This window comes from Paraburkholderia sp. MM5477-R1 (assembly GCF_050436385.1).
Lineage (GTDB): Bacteria > Pseudomonadota > Gammaproteobacteria > Burkholderiales > Burkholderiaceae > Paraburkholderia > Paraburkholderia tuberum.
The window spans coordinates 1,840,842-1,864,146 of sequence record NZ_JBNDMC010000007.1 but is presented as its reverse complement, the minus strand read 5'-3'; the positions used below and the strand labels follow the sequence as shown (position 1 = coordinate 1,864,146).

At 65.8% G+C, this 23,305-nt stretch carries 16 protein-coding genes and 2 tRNA genes; 8 read left to right on the top strand and 10 right to left on the bottom strand.

The window, feature by feature from the left end:
- The first annotated feature begins 15 nt into the window (after positions 1-15).
- From OKW35_RS37390 to OKW35_RS37380, 3 genes are all read left to right on the top strand, one after another.
- A tRNA-Val gene (locus tag OKW35_RS37390) sits at positions 16-91 on the top strand.
- A gap of 47 nt (positions 92-138) precedes the next feature.
- Positions 139-215: transfer RNA gene (locus OKW35_RS37385), tRNA-Asp, on the top strand.
- Between the two features lie 86 nt (positions 216-301).
- Positions 302-2,236 (top strand): SurA N-terminal domain-containing protein, encoded by a 1,935-nt coding sequence (locus OKW35_RS37380; protein WP_429554692.1) that lies wholly within the window; start codon positions 302-304, stop codon positions 2,234-2,236.
- 81 nt (positions 2,237-2,317) lie between these two features.
- Here OKW35_RS37380 and OKW35_RS37375 read toward each other — a convergent pair whose 3' ends face one another.
- Both OKW35_RS37375 and OKW35_RS37370 read right to left on the bottom strand, forming a co-directional pair.
- Positions 2,318-2,659, bottom strand: coding sequence for a hypothetical protein (locus tag OKW35_RS37375; protein ID WP_429554691.1), 342 nt, complete (start codon positions 2,657-2,659; stop codon positions 2,318-2,320).
- A 117-nt stretch (positions 2,660-2,776) separates the two neighbouring features.
- Positions 2,777-3,481 carry an arylesterase gene (locus OKW35_RS37370; protein ID WP_184003517.1) on the bottom strand — a complete coding sequence of 235 codons (705 nt, stop codon included), beginning with the start codon at positions 3,479-3,481 and terminating at the stop codon, positions 2,777-2,779.
- On the opposite strand from OKW35_RS37370, the gene OKW35_RS37365 reads away from it, so the two are divergent.
- The gene (locus OKW35_RS37365; protein ID WP_429554690.1) at positions 3,480-4,166 is read left to right on the top strand and encodes an ABC transporter ATP-binding protein; all 687 of its coding nucleotides are present in this window, start codon (positions 3,480-3,482) and stop codon (positions 4,164-4,166) included. The genes OKW35_RS37370 and OKW35_RS37365 overlap by 2 nt on opposite strands.
- A 136-nt stretch (positions 4,167-4,302) precedes the next feature.
- Here OKW35_RS37365 and pgi read toward each other — a convergent pair whose 3' ends face one another.
- The 3 genes from pgi to OKW35_RS37350 form a co-directional block, all read right to left on the bottom strand.
- Positions 4,303-5,925: a glucose-6-phosphate isomerase gene (gene pgi, locus OKW35_RS37360; protein WP_429355497.1), complete on the bottom strand. Its 1,623-nt coding sequence runs from the start codon at positions 5,923-5,925 to the stop codon at positions 4,303-4,305.
- A gap of 346 nt (positions 5,926-6,271) precedes the next feature.
- A complete protein-coding gene (locus OKW35_RS37355; RefSeq protein ID WP_429554689.1) occupies positions 6,272-7,912 on the bottom strand; it encodes an NAD(P)H-hydrate dehydratase in 1,641 nt (546 codons plus the stop codon).
- 178 nt (positions 7,913-8,090) lie between these two features.
- Positions 8,091-9,386 carry an NAD(P)/FAD-dependent oxidoreductase gene (locus tag OKW35_RS37350; RefSeq protein WP_429554688.1) on the bottom strand — a complete coding sequence of 432 codons (1,296 nt, stop codon included), beginning with the start codon at positions 9,384-9,386 and terminating at the stop codon, positions 8,091-8,093.
- 313 nt (positions 9,387-9,699) lie between these two features.
- Between OKW35_RS37350 and purL the strand changes: the two genes are divergently transcribed.
- Positions 9,700-13,836 carry a phosphoribosylformylglycinamidine synthase gene (gene purL, locus OKW35_RS37345; protein WP_429488731.1) on the top strand — a complete coding sequence of 1,379 codons (4,137 nt, stop codon included), beginning with the start codon at positions 9,700-9,702 and terminating at the stop codon, positions 13,834-13,836.
- A gap of 166 nt (positions 13,837-14,002) precedes the next feature.
- Here the strand turns inward: purL and OKW35_RS37340 are convergent, their stop codons facing one another.
- The 5 genes from OKW35_RS37340 to OKW35_RS37320 form a co-directional block, all read right to left on the bottom strand.
- A complete protein-coding gene (locus OKW35_RS37340; RefSeq protein WP_184065044.1) occupies positions 14,003-14,782 on the bottom strand; it encodes a peptidylprolyl isomerase in 780 nt (259 codons plus the stop codon).
- Between the two features lie 10 nt (positions 14,783-14,792).
- Positions 14,793-15,104: a BolA family protein gene (locus tag OKW35_RS37335; protein ID WP_013089413.1), complete on the bottom strand. Its 312-nt coding sequence runs from the start codon at positions 15,102-15,104 to the stop codon at positions 14,793-14,795.
- 1 nt (position 15,105) lies between these two features.
- Positions 15,106-15,636, bottom strand: coding sequence for a septation protein A (locus OKW35_RS37330; protein ID WP_085481354.1), 531 nt, complete (start codon positions 15,634-15,636; stop codon positions 15,106-15,108).
- Positions 15,637-15,798: 162 nt separating this feature from the next.
- Positions 15,799-16,221: a peptide-methionine (R)-S-oxide reductase MsrB gene (gene msrB / locus OKW35_RS37325; RefSeq protein ID WP_090804758.1), complete on the bottom strand. Its 423-nt coding sequence runs from the start codon at positions 16,219-16,221 to the stop codon at positions 15,799-15,801.
- Between the two features lie 98 nt (positions 16,222-16,319).
- On the bottom strand, positions 16,320-17,876 hold the full coding sequence (locus OKW35_RS37320) for a protein adenylyltransferase SelO (RefSeq protein ID WP_429488732.1): 1,557 nt from the start codon (positions 17,874-17,876) through the stop codon (positions 16,320-16,322).
- A gap of 156 nt (positions 17,877-18,032) precedes the next feature.
- Here OKW35_RS37320 and OKW35_RS37315 point away from each other — a divergent pair, with 156 nt between their 5' ends.
- From OKW35_RS37315 to OKW35_RS37305, 3 genes are all read left to right on the top strand, one after another.
- A complete protein-coding gene (locus OKW35_RS37315; protein WP_429554687.1) occupies positions 18,033-19,730 on the top strand; it encodes a 3-(methylthio)propionyl-CoA ligase in 1,698 nt (565 codons plus the stop codon).
- Positions 19,731-19,872: 142 nt separating this feature from the next.
- Complete coding sequence (locus OKW35_RS37310; protein ID WP_429554686.1) at positions 19,873-21,963, top strand: 3-hydroxyacyl-CoA dehydrogenase NAD-binding domain-containing protein; 2,091 nt, start codon at positions 19,873-19,875, stop codon at positions 21,961-21,963.
- 147 nt (positions 21,964-22,110) lie between these two features.
- Positions 22,111-23,289 carry an acetyl-CoA C-acyltransferase gene (locus OKW35_RS37305; protein ID WP_429336422.1) on the top strand — a complete coding sequence of 393 codons (1,179 nt, stop codon included), beginning with the start codon at positions 22,111-22,113 and terminating at the stop codon, positions 23,287-23,289.
- Positions 23,290-23,305 lie beyond the last annotated feature (16 nt).

Sequence of the window (23,305 nt, the reverse complement as noted above, 5' to 3'; positions counted from 1 at the left end):
ACTGAATCACGAAACGGGTGCTTAGCTCAGTTGGTAGAGCGGCGCCCTTACAAGGCGTAGGTCGGGAGTTCGAGCCTCTCAGCACCCACCAGTTTCAGATTCGGCTGCAGTGTTTCCAGTCGCAAAAGTGCAGTATAAGGAGTGGTAGTTCAGTCGGTTAGAATACCGGCCTGTCACGCCGGGGGTCGCGGGTTCGAGTCCCGTCCACTCCGCCAGTATCCACGAAAGGCGAACTCCGGTTCGCCTTTTTTGTTGCCCGCTGTTGTAAGATCGGGCGTTCTGTTTTTGGCACCCCTCACGCATGCTCGATTTTTTCCGCAATCACCAACGCCTGATGATGTTCATGCTCATCCTCGTCATTTTGCCGGGGTTGGGTTTCGTGGGTATTCAGGGTTTCCGCGGCTTCTTTGACGAAAGTGCAAACGTCGCGAGTGTCAACGGTCACAAGATCACCCGTGTCGAATACGACGACGCGATGCGCCAGCAGATCGACCGCGGGCGTCAGATGCTCGGCGCGAAGTTCGACATGAAGTCGTTCGACACGCCGGAGCGCCGTCGCCAGATGCTCGACGGCATGATCGAGCAGCGTGTGCTTGCCGACGAAACGCAGCGTCTGCATCTGAGCGCATCGGACGAAGCGGTGCGCCGCGCGCTGCTGTCCGATCCGGTGATCTCGTCGCTGAAGAATCCCGACGGGTCGATCGACCTCGACCGCTACAAGCAACTGCTCGCGATGCAGGGCATGACGCCCGATCAGTACGACGAGCGCGTGCGCTACAACCTCGCTATGCAACAACTGCCCGCGAGCATCGAGGCGAGCGCGTTCACGTCGAAGACGCTCGCGCAGCACTTGACCGAGCTCGCGCAGCAGCAGCGTGAAGTGCAGGGCATCGCGTTCCATCCGCACGATTACGCGGCGAAGATCCAGCCGACCGATGCGCAACTGCAAGCGTACTACGACGCGCATCGCAACGACTTCGCGACGCCCGCTTCGGCGACGATCCAGTACCTGGTGATGTCGCCGGCCGCGCTGAGCGCATCGGTGCAGCCGAGCGACGCGGACCTGAAGAAGTACTACGACGACAACATCGCCCACTTCCGCACCGAAGGCGAAGTGCGCGCGAGCCATATCCTGATCGCGGCACCGAAGGACGCGAGCGCGGCCGACAAGGCCAAAGCGAAGCAGAAGGCCGAGGAGTTGCTCGCGCAGCTCAAGGCGCATCCGGACCAGTTCGCGCAGATCGCGCGGCAGAACTCGCAGGATCCGGGTTCGGCATCGAAGGGTGGCGATCTCGGTTACTTCGGCCGCGGCATGATCGCGGGCGGCCAGGCGTTCGACGACGCGGTGTTCGCGCTGAAGAAGGACGAAATCAGCGGCATCGTCCAGACCGACTTCGGTTTCCACATCATCAAGGTCACCGATGTAAAGCCGGCGGTCACGAAGTCGTTCGACGAAGTGAAGGACCAGATCGCCAGGGAGCTGAAGACGCAACTGGCGAGCAAGGCATTCACCGACAGTTCGGAAGGTTTCACGTCGCTCGTCTATGAAAAGGCCAAGAGCCTGCAGCCGGCTGCTGACAAATTCAAGCTGCAGATCCAGACCGCGACGGTCACGCCGCAGCCGGATCCGAAGCTGCCGCCCGACAGCCCGCTGAACAACCCGAAGTTCCTCGCAGCCGTGTTCGCGAACGACTCGGTATCGGCGCACAACAATACGCAGGCCATCGACGTCGGCAACAACACGCTGATCGCTGCGCGCGTGACCGACTACAAGCCCGCTGCCGTGCCCGCATTCGACGCGGTGAAGGACGCGGTGCGTCAGAAGGTGATCGCCGTGCAGGCGAACGAAGCAGCGCACAAGGACGGCGTCGCGAAACTGGCCGAGTTCGAGAAGTCGAAGGCGACTGCCGGTTTCTCGTCGCCGCTGAAGGTGTCGCGCAATGACGCGCAGGGCGTGCCACCTGCCGCACTGAGCGCAATCTACAAGGTCGATGCGCAAAAGTTGCCGGCCTACGTCGGTGTCGATCTCGGCGACGACGGCTATGCGATCTATCGCGTGAACCAGATCGTGCAGCCCGCGGCCACCGACGCGCAGCATCTCGCTGTCGCGCAGCAGCAGATCGCGCAGGTGGACGCGCAGTCGGAGACCGAAGCCTATCTGAAAGCGCTGCGCGAGCGCTCGAAGGTGAAGATCTACGGTACGCTCGACAGCGCCGCCCAGTCGGCCGATCAGTAAGCCGCAGTAAGCATTACCTGCTCGTCCAAAAGCAAGCCCCGCATTTGCGGGGCTTTTTTTATCTACAGCCAGGTGGCAGCTTTACAGACAGCCGCTGATCGCGCTGGTGGCGTTGCCACCGCCAGCGCCGCCGGCGCGAAAGCCGACCCACGTGCCCTTACCGCTATACGAAGGACGGACCACCGCGGCCGCGCCGTTGGGCGGCTGCTGGCCCGGGACGTAGACGTCCATGGCCTGATCGTTGGCGAGGATGTTTTGCGAGATCACCTGTTGTTGCGAACTATCCGCCCATTTCTGCGCGATGCAGGTTGCGACGGCGCGAGGCGGCTGCTGGCTTTGACCCACCGACTGAACGCCGGCCGGCGGTTGAGCCGCGCAAGCCGAGATGGCAATGGTCAAAGCGATTAACGGTAAATATTTCAACGTTATCTCCTCAGAAGTCGCTCAAGAATGAGCCGGGTGGCAGGGATTGCCCATATGTCGAACGGCTCGGCGATCCATGTTCCCCCAGGTTCCGGAAACAAGTCGTTAGCAGGTCTTTCAGTGCGGCGAACTTGTGCGAAGAAGTGGCTTGACAGCGGGCCACACGTTGTTGAGTAGCAGCGGCTGTGCCTGCTGCGTTGGGTGGAGCTGATCGGCCTGGAACATGTCCGGTTTATCCGCGATGCCGGCGAGAAGAAACGGCACGAGCGGCACATGGAACTCCTTCGACAGCTGGCCGTAGAGGCCGTGGAACTTTTGCGTATAGTCGGGGCCGTAATTGGGCGGCACGTACATGCCGACGAGGACGACCTTCGCGTGGCCTTGCTGCGCCTGTTCGATGATCGTGCGCAGGTTGTCCTCGGTCGTCGAGAGCGGCACGCCGCGCAACGCGTCGTTGGCGCCGAGCTCGACGATCACGATGCTCGGTTTGAGCCGTTCCATCAGCGCGGGCAGACGCGCGCGTCCGCCGCTCGTCGTGTCGCCGCTGATGCTCGCATTGGCGACGCTATAATCGATGCGCTCTTCGGCCAGACGCTGACGCATCAACGCGACCCAGCCCGTATCGCGGGGCAGCCCGTACTCAGCGGAGATGCTGTCGCCGAGCACGACGATCACCGGCTTTGCGGGTTCGGGCGTATTCGCCGCGTGAGCCCGCAACGGTAACGAAACCAGCGCGGCGGCCATCATGGTCGCGCCGAATGCCGCAGACAGCGCCGCGGCGCGAGGGGCGATGGCGCGCACTTTCAACCTACGCTTCACCATGCCAAACAGAACTGATCCAGTCATTGAAGTGCGGGGCTTGTGCAAGAGGGTTAAGGATGCTGCGGGCGAACTGACGATTCTCGATGACATCGATCTTGCCATCGATGCCGGCAGCAGCGTCGCGATCGTCGGTGCATCCGGGTCGGGCAAGTCTACGCTGCTCGGCTTGCTCGCGGGATTGGACAGTGCCAGCGCGGGCTCGGTTCGGCTGCTCGGGCGCGAACTCGGCGAGCTCGACGAAGACGGCCGCGCCGCGTTGCGCAGCGGCGCGGTCGGCTTCGTGTTCCAGTCGTTTCAGTTGATGCCGCATCTGACCGCACTCGAAAACGTCACGTTGCCGCTCGAACTGCAAGGCGGCATCGGCACACCCGAGGCCGCCGCGCGTGCGCGTGAACTGCTCGAACAGGTTGGGCTCGGGCAGCGTACCGGTCATTATCCGAAGCTGCTGTCGGGCGGCGAGCAGCAGCGCGTCGCGCTCGCGCGCGCGTTCGTCACGCGCCCGGCGATCCTGTTCGCCGACGAACCCACCGGCAGTCTCGACGCGGCCACCGGCCACGCGGTGATCGATCTGATGTTCGAGATGAATCGCGCGCACGGCGCGACGCTCGTGCTCGTGACACACGACATCGAACTCGCGCGGCGTTGCGATACGACGGTGACGATCGAAGCGGGGCGGCTCGCTTGATGGCCCGGCCGATCGCGGGCTTGCACGCGCGTACCTCGAGCATGTCGTCGTCGAAGCAAAAACAAAGCGGGCCGTAGCCCGCTTCGTTCTGTTTGTGGCGCGTTATCGCCCGCTATCGTGCGCTCCAGACTTCCATTCAGCGCTTCAACGCAGCCCGGGCCCGCGCGATCAGCGCCGACGTCGACGAGTCATGCTTCTTCACGTCGGTACTCGCCGCGCCCAGATCGGCCTCGACCACCTTGCCGAGGATCTTGCCGAGTTCGACGCCCCACTGATCGAACGGGTTGATGTTCCACACCGACGCCTGCACCAGCACCTTGTGCTCATAAAGCGCGATCAGCGCGCCGAGCGTGCGCGCGGTCAACGCGTCGAGCAGCAGCGTCGCGGTGGGGCGGTTGCCGGGGAACGTCAGGTGCGGTGCGAGTTCCGGCTTGTCGGGGCCGGCCACCTTCTTCGCTTCCTCGAGCGTGCGACCCAGCATCAACGCTTCGCTCTGCGCGAAGCAGTTCGCGAGCAGCTTCGGATGATGGCTCGCGAGCGGATGCTCGGGCGTCAGCAGCGCGATGAAATCGATCGGCACGATCGTCGGGCCCTGGTGCAGCATCTGGAAAAACGCGTGCTGACCGTTTGTGCCCGGCTCGCCCCACGTGACTGCGGAAGTCGCATAGTCGACGAACGCGCCGTCGAGACGCGCGGACTTGCCATTGCTCTCCATTTCGAGCTGCTGCAGATACGACGGCAGGAAATGCAGCGCCTGCGAATACGGCGCGACCAGATAGCTCTGCGAGCCGAAGAAGTTGCGATACCAGATGCCGATCATGCCGAGCAGCACCGGCAGGTTCCTGTCGAGCGGCGCGGTGCGGAAGTGCTGGTCCATCTCGTTGGCGCCGGCGAGCAGCTCGTCGAACTGTTGCGGACCTACCGCGATCATGATCGACAGACCGACGGCCGACCACAGCGAGTAGCGTCCGCCGACCCAGTCCCACATCGAGAACACGTTCTCTTGCGCGATGCCGAACTTGACGACTTCGGCGGTATTGGCCGACACACCGACGAAGTGCTTCGCCAGCGCGCTTTCCGGGCAGCCTTTCTGGATGAAAAAGTCGCGCAGCGAGCGCGCGTTGGTCATCGTCTCCAGCGTCGTGAAAGTCTTCGACACGATGATCGCGAGCGTCTCTTCGGGATCGATCTGCTGCATCACGCTGTACAGATCGGCGCCGTCCACGTTCGACACGAAGTGCGTCGAGATCTCGGGCGTCGCGAGATGATGCAATGCGTGCACGACCATCTTCGGCCCTAGATCCGAGCCGCCGATGCCGATGTTTACGACATGACGGATCCGCTTGCCGGTGTAGCCGGTCCATGTGCCGCTGCGGACCTGCTCGGCGAACGCGGCCATTTTCTTGCGCTCGGCCTGCACTTCGACGAAGAACGGCGCCTTCGGGTCGGTTGCGCGCAAGGCCGTGTGCAGCGCGGCGCGGCCTTCGGTCGGGTTGACGACCTCGCCCGCGAACATCGCGTCGCGGCGCTTCTCGACGCCGGCTTCGCGGGCGAGTTGCACGAGCAGTTGCAGGGTTTCGTCGGTGATGCGGTGCTTCGAGAAATCGGCTGAGAGACCGCCGCCCGCGAACGTGAAGCGTTCGGCGCGCGTGGGAGCGGGATCGTTCTCGGGAGCGAACCAGTCGCGCAGATGCGCATCGCGAATCGTGTCGTAATGCGTCTGCAGCGAGGACCAGGAGGGGAGCGAGTTCTGGGTCATAGCGTCCGTCTAACCAAGGGGCACGAAGGAAGGCGCGCGCATGAAGCGTGGCCGAGAATGATGCGGCGATGCAGTCAGAGCGATGCCACGCGGCCCGGATCGGGACAGGTGCCGACGATACTTCGCGAAGCGGATGAACTTCGCGAACACGCGAGGCGGCGCCCGCGCCCGCTGGAGTATCGCCGCGACCCGCGATCGACCCGACGCGCGGCGCAGGCAATCAGTATAGCGGGGATGCGCGACGGGCAGCAGGGCGTTGCGCGCGCTCGCAATGATTGGGATCGCGATGTTTCATCGGTGTGACGAGCGCCGCGAACGCGATTCGTATTCAGAGCAATCGCGCGCGTCAAGCAAGCGACGCCGAATAGAACAGCCGGTTCAACAAGGTACGCACCATCGGTGCCAGCTCGCCGGCCGTCAGCCCGGCGGGGCCGTGGCCCTGCGCGGTCAGCGCATCGGCGGCGAGGCCGTGCAGATAGACGCCCGCGAGCGCCGCCTCGAAGCGTGGCAGATGCTGCGCGAGCAGCGCGCCGATGATGCCGCCGAGCACGTCGCCGGTGCCGCCCGTCGCGAGCGCGGCGTTGCCGGTCGGGTTCAGCGCGAGGCGGCCGTCGGGCGCGGCGATGATCGTGCCGACGCCCTTCAGCACGACGACGCTCGCAAAACGCGCCGCGAGCGCGCGTGCGGCCGCGAGACGGTCGCGTTGCACGCTCGCCGCATCGCTGCCAAGCAGGCGCGCCGCTTCGAGCGGATGCGGAGTGAAAATGCACGGATCGCCTTGCACGCCGCGCGCGGTGACTTCCGCGGCGAGCGCGGGATCCTTGGCGACCAGGTTCAGCGCGTCGGCATCGAACAGCTTGGGCACGTCGAGTTGCAGCACGTCGTGCAGTACCCGCGTCGCGCGTTCGCCGTGCCCCATGCCGCAGCCGATCGCGAGTGCGTCCATCGAATCGAGCGGCAGCGTGGCGATCGGATGCAGCATCAGTTCGGGGTGCGGCGGATCGTAGGGCGGGGCGCCTTCGCCGAGCAGCGCGACGTGGACCTTGCCCGCGCCGGTGTAGAGCGCCGCGCGCGCCGCGAGAATCGGCGCGCCGCACATGCCGGTGTCGCCGCCGACCACCGCGAGGCTGCCGAAGGTGCCCTTGTTGGCCGCGAAGTTGCGTGGGGGCATGAAGGGGCCGAAGAGATCGGGCGCGCTGAGCTGGATCGCCGCACGTGAGGCGCTGGTGGCGGCGTCCTGGCTGCCCCCGCCGTTGATCCCTGCCACGAGCCCGATCGGTGCGACCGTCACTCGCCCGGCGAGATCGCGGCCTTGCGCGGTGAAAAGCCCCGGCTTCGCGCCGATGAACGTGATCGTGTGCGTCGCATGGACCGCCGCCGCGCCGTTGCCGCCGATCACCGCGCCGGTGTCGCTGTCGAGCCCGCTGGGCACATCGAGCGCGAGCACGGCGCCTTGTGTCGGGCGCGCCTTCGTGCACTGCGACAACTGCCGCGCGAGCGTCGCGAAGACGCCGTCGAGCGGCCGCGCAAGACCGATGCCGAACATACCATCGACGAGCCAGCCATAGCCGTCGAGCGAGGCGGGCGGCGCCGCGTCGATCGGCACGCCGGCGGCGCGCGCGGCGTCGAGCGCCCAGCGCGCGTCGGCGGGCTTCACTTCAACCGGCATACAGACTTCTACTGCGATGCCGGCCTTGTGCAGTTCCGTCGCGACGACCAGCGCGTCGCCACCATTGTTGCCGGGGCCGGCGACCAGCCACGCGCGCTGCTGCGACTTCGTCACCGACGTATCCGCGGCGATCCGTTCGAGCAGCCAGCGCGCGGCCGCGTGACCGGCGCGCGCCATCAGTGTGTGCTCGGGCAGGGCCGCGGCGGCCTGGGATTCGGCGATCCGCAAGTCGGTCAGCGTCAGCAGCGGCAACGCAACCGGCTGCGAGTCGGTCAGCGGATCGAAAAGGGAGAGCAGCGAGTTTTCTGCGTCTGTCATGGCGAAACCTGGCGGTGCGCCCGCGGCGCCGCGGGCAGACTTTGGAATCGCTATGTTAGTGCCGATAGGCGCAAGGCGTGCGGCTGTTTCGGTGCGTGCGGCGGAAGCGGCGCGATGAACGCGGGGTATCGACAGCGGGCTGTCAGCCCGCCATACCCGCCTGGAACCGCACGAAACCTTACTGGAACCGCTCCGGCCTCAATGCAGCGAGCGTGTCTTGCGGCAACGTCGGCGTCTGTCCCGACATCAGCTGTGCAACGAGCTTGCCCGCGCCGCAGGCGAGACCCCAGCCGGCCGGGCCATGCCCGACGTTGATGAACAGCCGCGGATGCAGCGCGTTGCCGATCACCGGCAAGCCATCGGGCGACAGCAGTTTCACGCCTTCCCACGGCAGCGCCGCCGAAATGCGCGCGGCGCCCGGAATCCAGTCGTGCGTCGCCTGGCCGAGCAACGCGAGCGCCTCCTTGGTCAGCGCGTCGCCGAGCGGCTTGTCGATCTGGCTCGCGCTTTGCAGCACCGCGCCGCCCGCGATCCGCAGCCGATGGTTCATGCGGCTGATGCCGATGCGCTTGACCGCATCGACGATCGCGACGTGCGGCGCGCATTCCTCGTGCGCGATCGGCGCGACCAGAGAGTGCAGCCGCAGCGGATGCAGCGGCAGCCTGAGCCCCGCGCGTTCGAGCAGCGCGAGGCTGCCGTAACCGGCGGCGACCACGACGGCGTCGGCCTGGACCACGTCGATCTCGCGCGAGCGGGGCGCGCCGTCGCGCGGCGCCAGCTCGACCGCCGCGCGCTGACTGTCGAGACGAATGCCGGTCACCTCGCAGTTCGGCATGAACTGCACGCCGCCTTGGGTATCGAGCACCTGTTTGACGAGCTTGGTAAAAAGCGGACAGTTCGCGGTGCGCTCGTGCTCGAACAGCACGCCGCCGGCGAATTCAGGATCTGTGGGGACCGCATGCTCGAACGCCGCGCATTCGGCCGGGCTCAGCACGTGATGCGGCACCTCGAACCGGTGCAGCAGATCGAGCGCGGCTGCGTTCAGCTCCCATTCGTGCGCGCTGCGCACGAGGTACAGCAGACCGCTCGCCTGTTCGAATTCGAGGCCGAAGCGGGCTTCGACGTCGGCCATCGCATCGCGCGAGGATTCGATCAGCGGCCGCAGCAGCGCGTACTGGCGCGCGAACGCCTCGGGCTCCTGCCATGCTCCGAGCTGCTTGATGAACTGCCGCGCGGCGCCGTTGAAGCCGGTCTTGCTGATCACGCCGTTTTTCGCGTTGTAGCGGCTCGCCATGAAGGTCGGGCCGAACCAGACGTCGAGCGGCGTCGGCAGCACGTTGCCGCCTTGTCCGTAGGTGGCGCCTTGCGCGACGGTCGCGTGACGCTCGACGACGCATACCCGGTGGCCGGCCGCGCGCAGGTGATAAGCGGTGGCGACGCCCGCTATCCCGCCGCCAATGACGATGACATCCATGCTCTGATTCGATGTGCCGACGGGCGGCTCGCGCGCGGTCCCGTTGGCTGTGACATGCGGCGCGCCGCCGGGTGAAACCCGGGCCGCGTGCGCCGATCTGGTGAAACGCGAATGATAGCAGTCAAAACACCCGCGCGGCGACGCGACGGGCACCGCGGCGACGCCTCGCGCGGGCAGGCGCGGCCCGCCGCCCACGCACCCCGGAGCCCGCTGGAAGCCCGTTCCCGGGGTATAATCCCGGACTTCCTTTCCGCCTCACGTCGCCTGCATGCGCGGCTCCCCGGCATCAATGAGCGACGCAACGTCAAGTCCCATGGCCCACTTCTCGTGTTTCCCCGGCGCTTCGGCCCTCTCCGATTTCCGTCAAACCCGCCTGCTCGACACGCTCACGCGCATCGACCCGAATATCACCGGCGTGCGCGGGCAGTATCTGCACTTCGTCAATGCCCAGACCGAACTGTCCGCTGAAGACAGCGCGAAGATCGAGGCGCTGATGCACTACGGCAATCCGTTCGAAGAGGGCAAGGAGCGTGGCGCGGTCGAGACCTTCCTCGTCGTGCCGCGCTTTGGCACCGTGTCGCCGTGGGCCAGCAAGGCAACCGACATCGCGCATCTGTGCGGGCTCACGCGGGTGCGCCGCATCGAGCGCGGCGTCGAGTACTCGGTGACGCTGAAAAGCGGCCTGCTCGGCGGCAAGAAGACGCTGTCGGACGAAGCGCGCGCGGCCGTCGCCGCCGCGCTGCACGATCGCATGACCGAGAGCGTCGCGCCGTCGCGCGACCATGCGTTGCATCTGTTTGACGAATTGCCGGCCAAGCTTCTGCAAACCGTCGACGTGCTCGCGAGCGGCCGCGCCGCGCTCGAAACCGCCAACGCGGAACTGGGCCTCGCGCTCGCCGACGACGAAATCGACTACCTGGTCGACGCATTCACGAAGCTCGGCCGCAATCCGACCGACGTCGAGCTGATGATGTTCGCGCAGGCCAACAGCGAGCACTGCCGCCACAAGATCTTCAACGCGGACTGGACGATCGACGGCGAGAAGCAGGACATGTCGCTGTTCAACATGATCCGCAACACCGAGAAGCTGAACCCGCAGGGCACGATCGTCGCGTATTCGGACAACTCGGCGATCATGGTCGGCGGCATGGCCGAGCGCTGGTTCCCGCGCACGCCGGCCGACCTCGGCGCGAGCGAATTGCCCGAGCACTATGGCCGCAGCGTCGAGCTCACGCACACGCTGATGAAGGTGGAAACGCACAATCATCCGACCGCGATCTCGCCGTTCCCGGGCGCCGCGACCGGCGCAGGTGGCGAAATCCGCGACGAAGGCGCGACCGGCCGCGGCGCGCGTCCGAAGGCGGGCCTCGCGGGCTTCACGGTATCGAACCTCGAACTGCCGGATGGCGTCGAGGCGTGGGAAAACGCCCGCGACACCGCTCAGCCGCTCGCGCAGCGCAATCCGGCCGACCAGCACGAAGCGTACGGCCGCCCGGACCGCATCGCCTCGCCGCTGCAGATCATGATCGACGGCCCGCTCGGCGCCGCCGCGTTCAACAACGAATTCGGCCGGCCGAACCTCGGCGGCTATTTCCGCACCTACGAGCAGAACGTCGCGGGTCTCGTGCGCGGCTATCACAAGCCGATCATGATCGCGGGCGGCATCGGCAATATCTCCGACCAGCACACGCACAAGCACGATCTGCCGGAAGGCTCGCTGCTGATCCAGATCGGCGGCCCGGGCATGCGCATCGGCATGGGCGGCGGCGCCGCGAGCTCGATGGCGACTGGCACCAACACCGCCGAGCTCGACTTCGACTCGGTGCAACGCGGCAACCCGGAAATCGAGCGTCGCGCGCAGGAAGTGATCAACGCGTGCTGGCAACTCGGCGACAAGAACCCGATCCTCAGTATTCACGACGTCGGCGCGGGCGGTCTGTCGAACGCGTTCCCCGAAGTGGTGGACGGTGCGGGCAAGGGCGCATTGTTCGAACTGCGCAAGATCCAGCTCGAAGAGAGCGGCCTGTCGCCGCGCGAAATCTGGTCGAACGAAGCGCAGGAGCGCTACGTGCTGGCGATCGCGCCGGCGGATCTGCCGGTGTTCGAGGCGATGTGCAAGCGCGAGCGCTGCCCGTTCGCGGTGATCGGCACGGCCACCGCCGAGCGTCAGCTGAAGCTCATTGATTCCGAACTGCAGGAAGGCGCGCACCAGCCAGTCGATATGCCGATGGAAGTGCTGCTCGGCAAGGCGCCGCGTATGCACCGCGACGTAAAGCGTGCCGAGCGCAGGCTCGAACCGGTCGACGTGACCGGCCTCGCGCTGCAGGACGTCGCGCAGAGCGTGCTGCGTCATCCGACGGTCGCGAGCAAGTCGTTCCTGATCACGATCGGCGACCGCTCGGTCGGCGGCACGACCGCGCGCGATCAGATGGTCGGTCCGTGGCAGGTGCCGGTGGCCGACGTCGCGATCACGACGATGGACTACGCAGGCTTCAGCGGCGAAGCGATGACGATGTCCGAGCGCACGCCGCTCGCCGTCATCAACGCACCGGCCTCCGGCCGTATGGCAGTCGGCGAGGCGATCACCAACATCGCGGCGGCGCCGATCGCGTCGCTCGACAAACTCAAGCTGTCGGCCAACTGGATGGCAGCGTGCGGCGCGCCTGGCGAAGACGCCGCGCTCTACGACACGGTCAAGGCGATCGGTATGGAACTGTGCCCGGCGCTCGGTATCGGCATTCCGGTCGGCAAGGATTCGCTGTCGATGCGCACCCGCTGGGAAGAGAGCGGCGTCGCGAAGGAAGTGGTCGCGCCGGTGTCGCTGATCATCTCCGCGTTCGCGCCGGTTGAAGACGTCCGCAAGCATCTGACGCCGCAACTGCAGCGCGTGAGCGAAGTCGGCGAGTCGGTGCTGATCGCGATCGATCTCGGCCGCGGCAAGCAGCGTCTGGGCGGCAGCATTCTCGCGCAGGTCACGCAGCAGGTCGGCGACACGGTGCCGGACGTCGACGATCCGGAAGATCTGAAGCGCTTCTTCAACGCGATCCAGGCGCTCAATAGCGACGGCAAGCTGCTCGCGTACCACGACCGCTCGGACGGCGGCCTGTGGGCGACGGTTTGCGAAATGGCGTTCGCGGGTCACGCGGGCGTGTCGCTGAACGTCGACATGCTCGTGCTCGACGCGCACCACGAATCCGATTACGGCGACGCGAAGGACTGGGTGAAGCAGACCAGCGGCCGCCGCGACGACCGCACGCTGCGCGCACTCTTCAACGAAGAGCTCGGCGCCGTCGTGCAAGTGCGCGCGGCCGATCGCGACGCGGTGCTCGCCGCGCTGCGCGAGCATGATCTGTCGGCGTGCTCGCACGTGATCGGCAAGACCAACGAGCGCGACGTGATCGAGATCTATCGCGACGCGAAGAAGCTCTACGAGGCGCCGCGTGCCGAACTGCATCGCACGTGGAGCGAAGTGAGCTGGCGCATCGCGCGTCTGCGCGACAACCCGGCCTGCGCCGACGCCGAATACGACGCGCTGCTCGACGCGGCCGACCCTGGCATCACGCCGGTGCTGAGCTTCGATCCGGCCGACGATGTCGCCGCCCCGTTCGTCCCCCAGGGGGACTTCCTTAGGGGCGTCCCCCAGGGGGACTTCCTTCGGGGCGTTGGCAAGGGCGCGCGTCCGCGCGTCGCGATCCTGCGCGAGCAGGGCGTGAACTCGCATCTGGAGACGGCCTATGCATTCGATCGCGCCGGCTTCGACGCGCACGACGTGCATATGAGCGACCTGCTCGCGGGCCGCGCGAACCTCGCCGATTTCGCGGGTGCGGTCGCGTGCGGCGGCTTCTCGTACGGCGATACGCTGGGCGCCGGCGAAGGCTGGGCCAAGACGATCCGCTTCAACGCGCAACTGGCCGACATGTTCGCCGCGTTCTTCAGTCGTGGCGACACGTTCGCGCTCGGCATCTGCAACGGCTGCCAGATGATGAGCAGCCTCGCGTCGATGATCCCCGGCGCCGAAGCATGGCCGAAGTTCACGCGCAACAAGTCGGAGCAGTTCGAGGCACGCTTCTCGCTCGTCGAGGTGCAGGCATCGCCGTCGCTCTTTTTCGCCGGCATGGAAGGCTCGCGCATTCCGGTCGCGGTCGCGCACGGCGAAGGCTTTGCGGACTTCTCGCAGCAGGGCGACAAGTCGAAGGTCGCGGTCGCGATGCGCTATGTCGATCACCGTGGTCAGGCGACCGAGCAGTATCCGTTCAACCCGAACGGTTCGCCCGAGGGCATCACGTCGGTCACGACGGCCGACGGCCGCTTCACGGTGCTGATGCCGCACATGGAGCGCGTGCATCGCGCGGTGCAAATGAGCTGGCATCCGCAGGGCTGGGGCGAGATCGGCACGGACGCGAGCCCGTGGCTGCGCGCGTTCCAGAACGCGCGTCGCTGGCTCGGTTGATGAGTCGAGGGGCTGCCCGCCCGCGTGCGGCGGCTCCTGTTTGCGGCAGCCACGCACGCCGCCGCTGCAAATCTTGCAGCAACAAAAAAGCCGCCCACGGGCGGCTTTATCGCATTCAGGCTTCAGAGCCAGGCGGACTATCCGAAGACGATCTGCCCGCCGACCCTTACTGAATCTTCGCGTTCTTGCGCAGATTCTCTTCGAACGCCTGCAGCTTTTCCTGCTGGATCTGCTGCACGATCTGCGCGCGCACCTGCTCGAGCGGCGGCGGCGTGACGGCGCGGATGTCGTCGACACGGATGATGTGCCAGCCGAATTGCGTATGCACCGGCGTGTCGGTCATCTGGCCTTTCTGCAGATGCGTGGCCGCGTCCGCGAATTCAGGCACGTAGGCCTTCGGATCCGACCAGTCGAGATCGCCGCCGTTCTTGCCCGATCCCGGGTCCTTCGAGTACTGCTTGGCCAGGGCCTCGAAGCTCGCGCCGGCCTTGATCTTCGCGATCAGGTCCTTCGCCTGTTGCTCGTTGTCGACGAGGATATGGTGCAGGTGATATTCCTTGCCGCCCGCATCCTTGACGAGCGCGTTGTAGCGCGCGGTGATTTCGGCGTCGGTCGGCTGATTGTTCTTTACGAAGTCTTCGATCAGCGCGCGCAGCACGACAGTTTGCTGCGCGACCGCGATTTGCGCCTTGACGTCCGGACGGTTCGGCAGCCCGCGACGCAGCGCTTCCTGCATCAGGATTTCGCGATTCACGAGCTCTTCGCGCACGGCCTGCTGCAGTTGCGGCGTGTCCTGCTGTCCCTGGTGAACCAGTTGCTGGATCAATGCATCGGCGCGCGACTTCGGAATCGGCGTGCCGTTCACCACGGCGATGTTCTGTGCGAATGCAGGTGCGGCCGCGAACGCAGCCAGCAATACCCAGTGGCGGGTTTTCTTCAAGGTCATCGAAAGGTTCCTAGCGGGGCAACAAAGCAAATTCTTCGGGCGTATACGCCGTGATGGCAAGGGCATGAATGCCGCGCTGCATGGCATCGGCCAGCGCATCATACACCATGCGATGCCGCGCCACGCGGGGCTTACCGGCAAACGCGACGGCCACGATCGTGACACTGAAATGACCGCCGGCGGCGGCACCAGCGTGGCCCGCGTGCTGCGCGCTGTCGTCGGTGATGCGGATCGATTCGACGGGCGCGAGCGCGGCCGCGAGGCGCGCCTCGATCAGCGCGGCGCGCTCGGCGGTGGTGGCGTGCATGAACAGGTCGCTCATGTCATTCCTCCTTCATGTACTTCGACAGCCACAGGCTCTGCCCGACGATGAACACAAGCAGGCAGCCGGTCGCGCCGAACAGCTTGAAATTGACCCACTGATCGGTCGTGTAGTGATACGCGACGAACAGGTTCAGCAGACCGAGCAGCACGAAAAACACCGCCCAGATCAGGTTCAGCTTGCCCCAGATCGCGTGCGGCAGCGTGATCTGCTTGCCCATCATCGCTTCGATCAGGTTCTTGTTGAAGCCGAGCTGCGACACGATCAGCGCGACGGAAAACGCCCAGTACAGCACGGTCGGCTTCCATTTGATAAAGGTGTCGTTGTGCAGCACGAGCGTCGCGCCGCCAAATACGACGACGACGCCGAGGCTCACCCACAGCATCGGGTCGACCTTGCGGTGGCGGAACGCCACCCACGCGATCTGCACCAGCGTGGCGACGATCGCCACTGCCGTCGCCGTGAAAATGCCCCAGATCTTGAAGGCGACGAAGAACAGGATGATCGGGAACAGATCGAACAGGAATTTCATTATCTGATCGGGAAGTCGGAGAGTGAGTCGAACGTTGAAGCGCGCCCGCCTGGCGTGCAAGGTGCGCGGTGCCCGCTGGCGAGCGGGACTGCCGCATTGGAAGGGCGCCGCGCGCACTTCCAATGCGGCGCCGAAGGCGGGCAGGGATGCTGCCGCGCCGCGTTACTTGGGCTCGAATTGTAACGCAGCTGAATTGATGCAGTAACGCAGACCGGTCGGCGCCGGTCCGTCCTCGAACACGTGGCCCAGATGCGCGCCGCAGTTCTTGCACTGCACCTCGATGCGCAGCATGCCGTGTGAGCGGTCGGTCTTCTCGGCGATCACCTCGCCGTTGATGGGGCGGAAATAGCTCGGCCAGCCGCAGCCGGCGTCGAACTTGGTGTCCGATTCGAACAGCGGCGCGCCGCAGCACACGCAGTCGTAGACGCCGCGTTCCCAGTGATCGTCGTAGCGGCCCGTGAACGGGCGCTCGGTGGCCGCATGGCGCGTCACCTGGTATTCCATGTCGGTCAGCTGCTTGCGCCACTCGGCGTCGCTTTTCTGTACGGCTGGGGCGTCATGCTTGAGATCGTCGGGGTTGCTCATGGTCGGGTTCCTGTCTCGGGTTTGTCTCGCGGGTTTGTGCTGGTTCGTGCCGGTGTTTTCTGGAGGCACGGCCGTGGCGATTCAACCGCGCCGGCGCGTCATGACGAACAGCTCACTTCCAGTGAGTTCGCCCAGTCGGGCGGCAGGCCCGCATACGACGCGTATTCGGGCTGCTCGTCGAACGGGTGACGCAACACGGCCGCGAGCCGTTCCACCTCGGAGAAATCCTTCTCCTTCGCGCGTTGGATCGCCGTTTCCGCCAGATGGTTGCGAAGTACGAATTTGGGGTTCACGCGATTCATTGCAATGGCGCGCGCAACGTCGTCGCGTGACTCTTCGGCGAGCCGCGCGCGATAGTCGTTCGCCCATGCGTCGAAGGCGACGCGATCGAGGAACAGGTCGCGCACCGGCGTGTCGCCGCTCGCATCGTGTTTCGACAGGCGCGCGAGATTGCGGAACGTCAGCGTGAAATCGGCGCGGTTCGCGTGCATCACTTCGAACAGCCGGTTGACCAGCGCGTCGTCGCCGTCGCGCGCCTGTTCGAGGCCGAGCTTCGCGCGCATGCGGTTTTCGAGCGCCGGCGCGAAACGGTCCTTGAAGCCGGCGAGCACGTGCTGCGCATCTTCGACCGCCTTGTCGGCGCGCACGCTTTCGTCGTGCTTCTCGCCGAACAACGGCAGCAGTCCCTGCGCGAGGCAGAACAGGTTCCAGTACGCGATTTGCGGCTGCAGCCGGTAGGCGTAGCGGCCCTGCGTATCGGAGTGATTGCAGATATGGCCGGCATCGAAGCCATCCATGAAACCGAACGGGCCGTAGTCGATCGTCAGGCCCAGGATCGACATGTTGTCGGTATTCATCACGCCGTGACAGAAACCGACCGCCTGCCAGTCGACCATCAGATCCGCGGTGGAGCGCACCGCCTCGGCGAGCAGCGCCAGATACGGATCGTCGGCCTCCTTGCAATGCGGATAGAAGCGCTCGATGACGTGATCGGCGAGCGCGCGCAACGCGTCGACACGATCGTTCGCGTAGAAGTGCTCGAAGTGGCCGAAGCGCACGAAGCTCGGCGCGACGCGCGTGACCACCGCGGCGGTTTCGATCGTCTCGCGCCGCACCGGCTGGTCGGAGCCGATCACGGACAATGCGCGCGTGGTCGGAATGCCGAGATGATGCATCGCCTCCGAGCACAGATATTCGCGGATCGACGAGCGCAGCACCGCGCGGCCGTCGCCCATGCGCGAATAGGGCGTGCGGCCCGCGCCTTTGAGCTGCAGTTCGTTGCGCTCGCCGTCGTGTTCGAGCTCGCCCAGACCGAGCGCGCGGCCGTCGCCGAGCTGGCCGGCCCACACGCCGAACTGATGCCCCGAGTACACCGACGCATAAGGCAGCGTGTCGGCCGGCCAGTCGCGCGTCGCGTTGCCGCAGAACAGCTCGATAAAGCCCGGATCGCGCTCGATACCCTCGGGCATCCCGAGCCGCGCGGCGGTCTCGGCCGAGAAGCCGACGAGATAGGGTGCGTCGAGCGGCGCGGCGGGCAGGCGCGTGAGGAACGTGCCGCCGAGCCGCGCGAACGCGTTGGCTGGGGGAGTGGCGAGTGTGTTGGAAAGATCCGTCAAAGCTGCGGATAGCCCTGCAAAGCTTGGGGAAAACGACATGTTGAGCGCCTCTGGATTAGCCGATATTGTAAGTCCGCGCCCGCGGCGCTGCTGGGCGGCCGCCTTCATCGTTCGGACCATGCTGCTGCGCTCGACGCCGCCACGATCTTGCGCCAACCCATCGACCCAACTAACAAGCCGAGGAGACCCCGCCTTATGACGACGCCGCTGCTGGGCCAGATGATGGACGTGCCGCTCACCGTGTCATCGTTGCTCGCGCATGCCGCGCGGCATTTCGGCAGCACCGGGATCGTGTCGCGGCGCATCGAAGGCGACCTGCATCGCTACACCTATCGCGATTGCGAGAAGCGCGCGAAGCAACTCGCGCAGGCGCTCATCGCGCTCGGAGTCGAACCGGGCGAACGCGTTGCGACGCTCGCGTGGAACGGCTACCGGCATCTCGAAGCGTATTACGGCACCACCGGGTTCGGCGCCGTGTGTCACACGATCAACCCGCGGCTTTTCCCCGACCAGATCGCCTACATCGTCAATCATGCCGACGATGCGTACGTGCTGTTCGACACGACGTTCGCCGCGCTGGTCGACACGCTCGCGCCGCAATGCCCGCGCGTGCGCGGCTGGATCGCACTATGCGATGAAGCGCATCGGCCGCCGATGCAAACGTCGGTGCTGTGCTACGAAACGCTGATGGACGGGCAGCACGGCCGCTTCGACTGGCCCGCGCTCGACGAGCGCCAGGCGTCGTATCTCTGCTATACGTCGGGCACGACCGGCAATCCGAAAGGCGCGCTGTATAGCCATCGCTCGACGGTACTGCACGCGTTCGGCGCGGCGTTGCCCGACGCAATGAACCTGTCGGCGCGCGACTCGGTGCTGCCCATCGTGCCGATGTTCCATGTCAACGCATGGGGCCTCGCGCACGCGGGGCCGCTGACCGGCGCGAAGCTCGTGTTCCCCGGCAAGGATCTCGACGGCAAGTCGCTGTACGAACTGATGGAGAGCGAACGCGTCACGTTCTCGGCCGGCGTGCCGACCGTGTGGCTCGGTCTGCTGAACCACCTGCGCGAAACGGGCGCGAGGTTTTCGTCGCTCGAGCGCACGGTGATCGGCGGTTCCGCCTGTCCGCCCTCGATGCTGCGGATACTCGAGGACGACTACGGCGTGCAGGTGATCCATGCATGGGGCATGACGGAGATGTCGCCGCTCGGTACCTTGTCGAAGCTGACCTGGGAGCAGAGCCAGCGGCCGCTCGCCGATCAGCGCAAACTGCTCGAAAAGCAGGGTCATGCGATCTACGGCGTCGACATGAAGATCATCGGCGAGGATGGCCGCGAGCTGCCTTGGGATGGCGTCGCGTTCGGCGATCTGCACGTGCGCGGGCCGTGGGTCATCGACCGGTATTTCCGCAAGGAAGACTCGCCGCTCATCGACGGCTGGTTCCCGACCGGCGACGTCGCGACGATCGACCCCGACAGCTTCCTGCACATCACCGATCGCTCGAAGGACGTGATCAAGTCGGGCGGCGAATGGATCAGCTCGATCGACGTCGAGAACGTCGCGCTCGCGCATCCGGCGGTCGCGGAAGCCGCGTGCATCGCGTGCGCGCATCCGAAGTGGACCGAGCGCCCGTTGCTCGTCGTCGTCAAACGCGCGGGGCAAGAGGTCACCCGCGACGAACTGCTCGCGTACTACGACGGCAAGGTCGCGAAGTGGTGGATCCCCGACGACGTCGTGTTCGTCGACGACCTACCGCACACGGCGACCGGCAAGCTGCAGAAGCTGAAGCTGCGCGATCTGTTCCGCGACCACGTGCTGCCGTCCGCGCTCGAAGACGGCCGCAGCTGTCCGCTGACCCCCGAGTCTCAGGGGAAACCCCACTCTGGAATAAATTGAACGTTCGTTCTTTTTTAGTGTATCGTGCCTGCTGACCCCGGAACCGTCGCTTGAAAAAGTCTGACCATAAGCAGGCTCGATGAACCGGACGGGCGGCGCATCATGCGCCGCCTCAATGCATGGATCGCACGGAGGCACGCAGATGGCAGTGGACTACATAACTCATGACGGCGTGGCCGTCCTCACGCTGAACAATCCGCCCGTCAATGGACTCGGTCTGTCGACGCGCGCGGGTATCGTCGAAGGGCTCGAGCGCGCGCAGAACGATCCGGCCATCAAGGCCATCGTGCTGACGGGCGCGGGCAAGGCCTTTTCGGGCGGCGCCGACATCACCGAATTCAATACGCCGAAGGCGACCCAGGAGCCGACGCTCGCGACCGTCATCAAGGCCGTGGAAGGCAGCGCGAAGCCGGTCGTCGCGGCGATCCACAGCGTCGCGATGGGCGGCGGCCTCGAACTTGCCCTCGGCGCGCATTACCGCGTCGCCGCGGCCGGCGCGCAGATCGCGCTGCCCGAAGTGAAGCTCGGCATCCTGCCGGGCGCGGGCGGCACGCAGCGTCTGCCGCGCGCCATCGGTCTGGAAGCGTCGCTGAACATGATCGTGTCGGGCGCGCCGGTGCTCTCGGAAAAGCTCGCCGATTCGGGGCTGTTCGACGAAGTCGTCGCGAATCCCGCCGAACTGGCCGAAGCCGCGCTCGCGTTCGCGCGCAAGGTCGGCGCCGCGGCCGGCCCGCATCCGAAGGTGCGCGAGCGCAAGATCGAACATCCGAATGCGGCCGGTTTCATCCAGTTCGCGCGCAATAGCGTCGCGGCAATCGCGAAGAACTTCCCGGCGCCGCATAAATGCATCGACGCGGTCGAAGCCGGTGTGAAGGACGGCTTCGACAAGGGCCTCGCATTCGAGCGCGAATGCTTCATCGCGCTCGTGCAGACGCCGGAGAGCCGCGCGCTGCGTCACGCGTTCTTCGGTGAGCGGGCGGCGAGCAAGATTCCCGACGTGCCGTCAGATACTTCGGTGCGCGACATCGATCGGGTGGCCGTGATCGGCGCCGGCACGATGGGCGGCGGAATCGCGATGAACTTCCTGAACGCAGGCATTCCGGTCACGCTGCTGGAAACGAAGCAGGAAGCGCTCGACCGCGGTCTCGCGACGATCCGCAAGAACTACGAGGCGACCGTCAGGAAAGGCAAGCTGAAGCCCGAGGTGATGGAACAGCGCCTCGCGCTGCTGAGCTCGACGCTCTCCTACGACGACCTGAAGCACGCCGACATGATCGTCGAAGCCGTGTTCGAAGAGCTGGGTGTGAAGGAGCAGGTGTTCCGCCGGCTCGATGAAGTCGCGAAGCCCGGTGCGATCCTCGCGTCGAACACGTCGACGCTCGACGTCGACAAGATCGCCGCGTTCACGAAACGTCCGCAGGATGTGGTCGGCATGCACTTCTTCAGCCCGGCCAACGTGATGAAGCTGCTCGAAGTCGTGCGTGGCAAGGAGACCGCGAAGGACGTGCTCGCCACCGTGATGAAGCTCGCGAAGAAGATCAGGAAGACCGCGGTGGTGTCGGGCGTGTGCGACGGCTTTATCGGCAACCGGATGATCGAGCAATACGTTCGTCAGGCGCTCTTCTTGCTCGAAGAGGGCGCGTTGCCAGCGCAGGTAGACAAGGCCATCGAGAAGTTCGGCTTCGCGATGGGTCCGTTCCGCATGAGCGATCTCGCCGGCAACGACATCGGCTGGGCGATCCGCAAGCGCCGCTATCTCGAACACCCCGACATGCACTACTCGAAGATCGCCGACCGTCTGTGCGAGATGGGCCGCTTCGGCCAGAAGACCGGCGGCGGCTGGTACGACTACAAGGCGGGCGATCGCACCGCATACCCTTCGGGCGTGGTCAACGAAATGATCGGCGAGTACTCGAACGAAACCAACGCTGAGCGCCGGAAGATCAGCGACGAGGAAATCGTCGAGCGTCTGGTGTTCGCGCTCGTCAACGAAGGCGCGAAGATTCTCGAGGAAGGCATCGCGTCGAAGGCGTCGGATATCGACATGGTCTATCTGACCGGCTACGGCTTCCCGTTGCATCGCGGCGGCCCGATGCTGTACGCGGACACGGTGGGGCTCTACAACGTCGAGCGCGCGATTCGCCGCTATGCGGCGCGGCCGAACGGCGACGCGTGGAAGCTCGCGCCGAGCATAGCGAAGCTCGCGGCCGAAGGCCGCGGGTTCAACGGCTGAGCGCGGCCGGCTTCAGCCCACGAATTGAGCGGTGCGGGTTTCCCCCGCATCGCTCGCATCAAATGACAGAGGCGGCGCGGTGATGCGCTTTTGAACGCACGGCAGTGAGCCGGCGCGCCACTACTGACACTGCAATTGGAGACATGCATGACTGACGCCGTAATCGTATCCACCGCCCGCACGGGTCTCGCCAAATCGTGGCGCGGCGGTTTCAACATGACGCACGGCGCGACGCTCGGCGGCCACGTGACGCAGGCTGCGGTCGAGCGCGCGAAGCTCGATCCGGCGCGCGTCGAGGACGTGATCATGGGTTGCGCGAATCCGGAAGGCGCGACGGGCGGCAATATCGCGCGGCAGATCGCATTGCGCGCGGGCTTGCCGGTCAGCGTGCCGGGCATGACCGTGAACCGTTTCTGCTCGTCGGGATTGCAGACGATCGCGCTCGCGTCGCAGCGCGTGATCGCCGGCGAAGGCGACGTGTACGTCGCGGGTGGCGTCGAGTCGATCTCGTGCGTGCAGAACGAGATGAACCGCCACATGATGACCGACGGCTGGCTCACCGAGCACAAGCCGGAAATCTACTGGTCGATGCTGCAGACCGCCGAGAACGTCGCGAAGCGCTACTCGATCTCGAAGGAACGCCAGGACGAATACGGCGTGCGCTCGCAGCAACGCGCGGCGGCCGCGCTCGAAGCCGGTAAATTCAAGGACGAAATCGTGCCGTTGACGGTGCTCGCCGGCGTCGCCGACAAGGCGAGCGGCCGTCTCTACACGAAGGAAGTGACCGTCAGCAGCGACGAAGGCATTCGCGCCGACACGACGCTCGAAGGCGTGTCGAAGATTCGCACCGCGCAGCCGGGCGGCGTGGTCACCGCGGGCAATGCGAGCCAGTTCTCGGACGGCGCATCCGCTTGCGTCGTGATGAACGCGACGCTGGCCGAACGCGAAGGGCTGCAGCCGCTCGGCATCTTCCGCGGTTTCGCGGTGGCCGGCTGCGAGCCCGACGAGATGGGCATCGGGCCGGTGTTCGCGGTGCCGAAGCTGTTGAAGAAAGCCGGCCTCAAGGTCGAGGACATCGGCCTGTGGGAGCTGAACGAAGCGTTCGCGGTGCAGGTGCTCTATTGCGCTGACCAGCTCGGCATTGCGCACGACCGCCTGAACGTGAACGGCGGCGCGATCGCGGTGGGCCATCCGTACGGCGTGTCGGGAGCGCGGCTCGTCGGCCATGCGCTGATCGAAGGCAAGCGGCGCGGCGTGAAGTTCGTCGTCGTGACGATGTGCATCGGCGGCGGGCAGGGCGCGGCGGGTTTGTTCGAAGTGGTTTGAGCGGGCGTGGGCCGGC

Excerpts from the sequence above, each read along its gene's own strand:
- purL (WP_429488731.1), top strand. The coding sequence starts at position 9,700 with ATGGCCCACTTCTCGTGTTTCCCCGGCGCTTCGGCCCTCTCCGATTTC.
- msrB (WP_090804758.1), bottom strand. The coding sequence starts at position 16,221 with ATGAGCAACCCCGACGATCTCAAGCATGACGCCCCAGCCGTACAGAAA.
- OKW35_RS37335 (WP_013089413.1), bottom strand. The coding sequence starts at position 15,104 with ATGAGCGACCTGTTCATGCACGCCACCACCGCCGAGCGCGCCGCGCTG.
- OKW35_RS37365 (WP_429554690.1), top strand. The coding sequence starts at position 3,480 with ATGCCAAACAGAACTGATCCAGTCATTGAAGTGCGGGGCTTGTGCAAG.
- OKW35_RS37320 (WP_429488732.1), bottom strand. The coding sequence starts at position 17,876 with ATGTCGTTTTCCCCAAGCTTTGCAGGGCTATCCGCAGCTTTGACGGAT.
- OKW35_RS37340 (WP_184065044.1), bottom strand. The coding sequence starts at position 14,782 with ATGACCTTGAAGAAAACCCGCCACTGGGTATTGCTGGCTGCGTTCGCG.
- OKW35_RS37350 (WP_429554688.1), bottom strand. The coding sequence starts at position 9,386 with ATGGATGTCATCGTCATTGGCGGCGGGATAGCGGGCGTCGCCACCGCT.
- OKW35_RS37370 (WP_184003517.1), bottom strand. The coding sequence starts at position 3,481 with ATGGTGAAGCGTAGGTTGAAAGTGCGCGCCATCGCCCCTCGCGCCGCG.
- OKW35_RS37310 (WP_429554686.1), top strand. The coding sequence starts at position 19,873 with ATGGCAGTGGACTACATAACTCATGACGGCGTGGCCGTCCTCACGCTG.
- OKW35_RS37315 (WP_429554687.1), top strand. The coding sequence starts at position 18,033 with ATGACGACGCCGCTGCTGGGCCAGATGATGGACGTGCCGCTCACCGTG.
- OKW35_RS37380 (WP_429554692.1), top strand. The coding sequence starts at position 302 with ATGCTCGATTTTTTCCGCAATCACCAACGCCTGATGATGTTCATGCTC.
- OKW35_RS37355 (WP_429554689.1), bottom strand. The coding sequence starts at position 7,912 with ATGACAGACGCAGAAAACTCGCTGCTCTCCCTTTTCGATCCGCTGACC.
- OKW35_RS37330 (WP_085481354.1), bottom strand. The coding sequence starts at position 15,636 with ATGAAATTCCTGTTCGATCTGTTCCCGATCATCCTGTTCTTCGTCGCC.
- OKW35_RS37305 (WP_429336422.1), top strand. The coding sequence starts at position 22,111 with ATGACTGACGCCGTAATCGTATCCACCGCCCGCACGGGTCTCGCCAAA.
- pgi (WP_429355497.1), bottom strand. The coding sequence starts at position 5,925 with ATGACCCAGAACTCGCTCCCCTCCTGGTCCTCGCTGCAGACGCATTAC.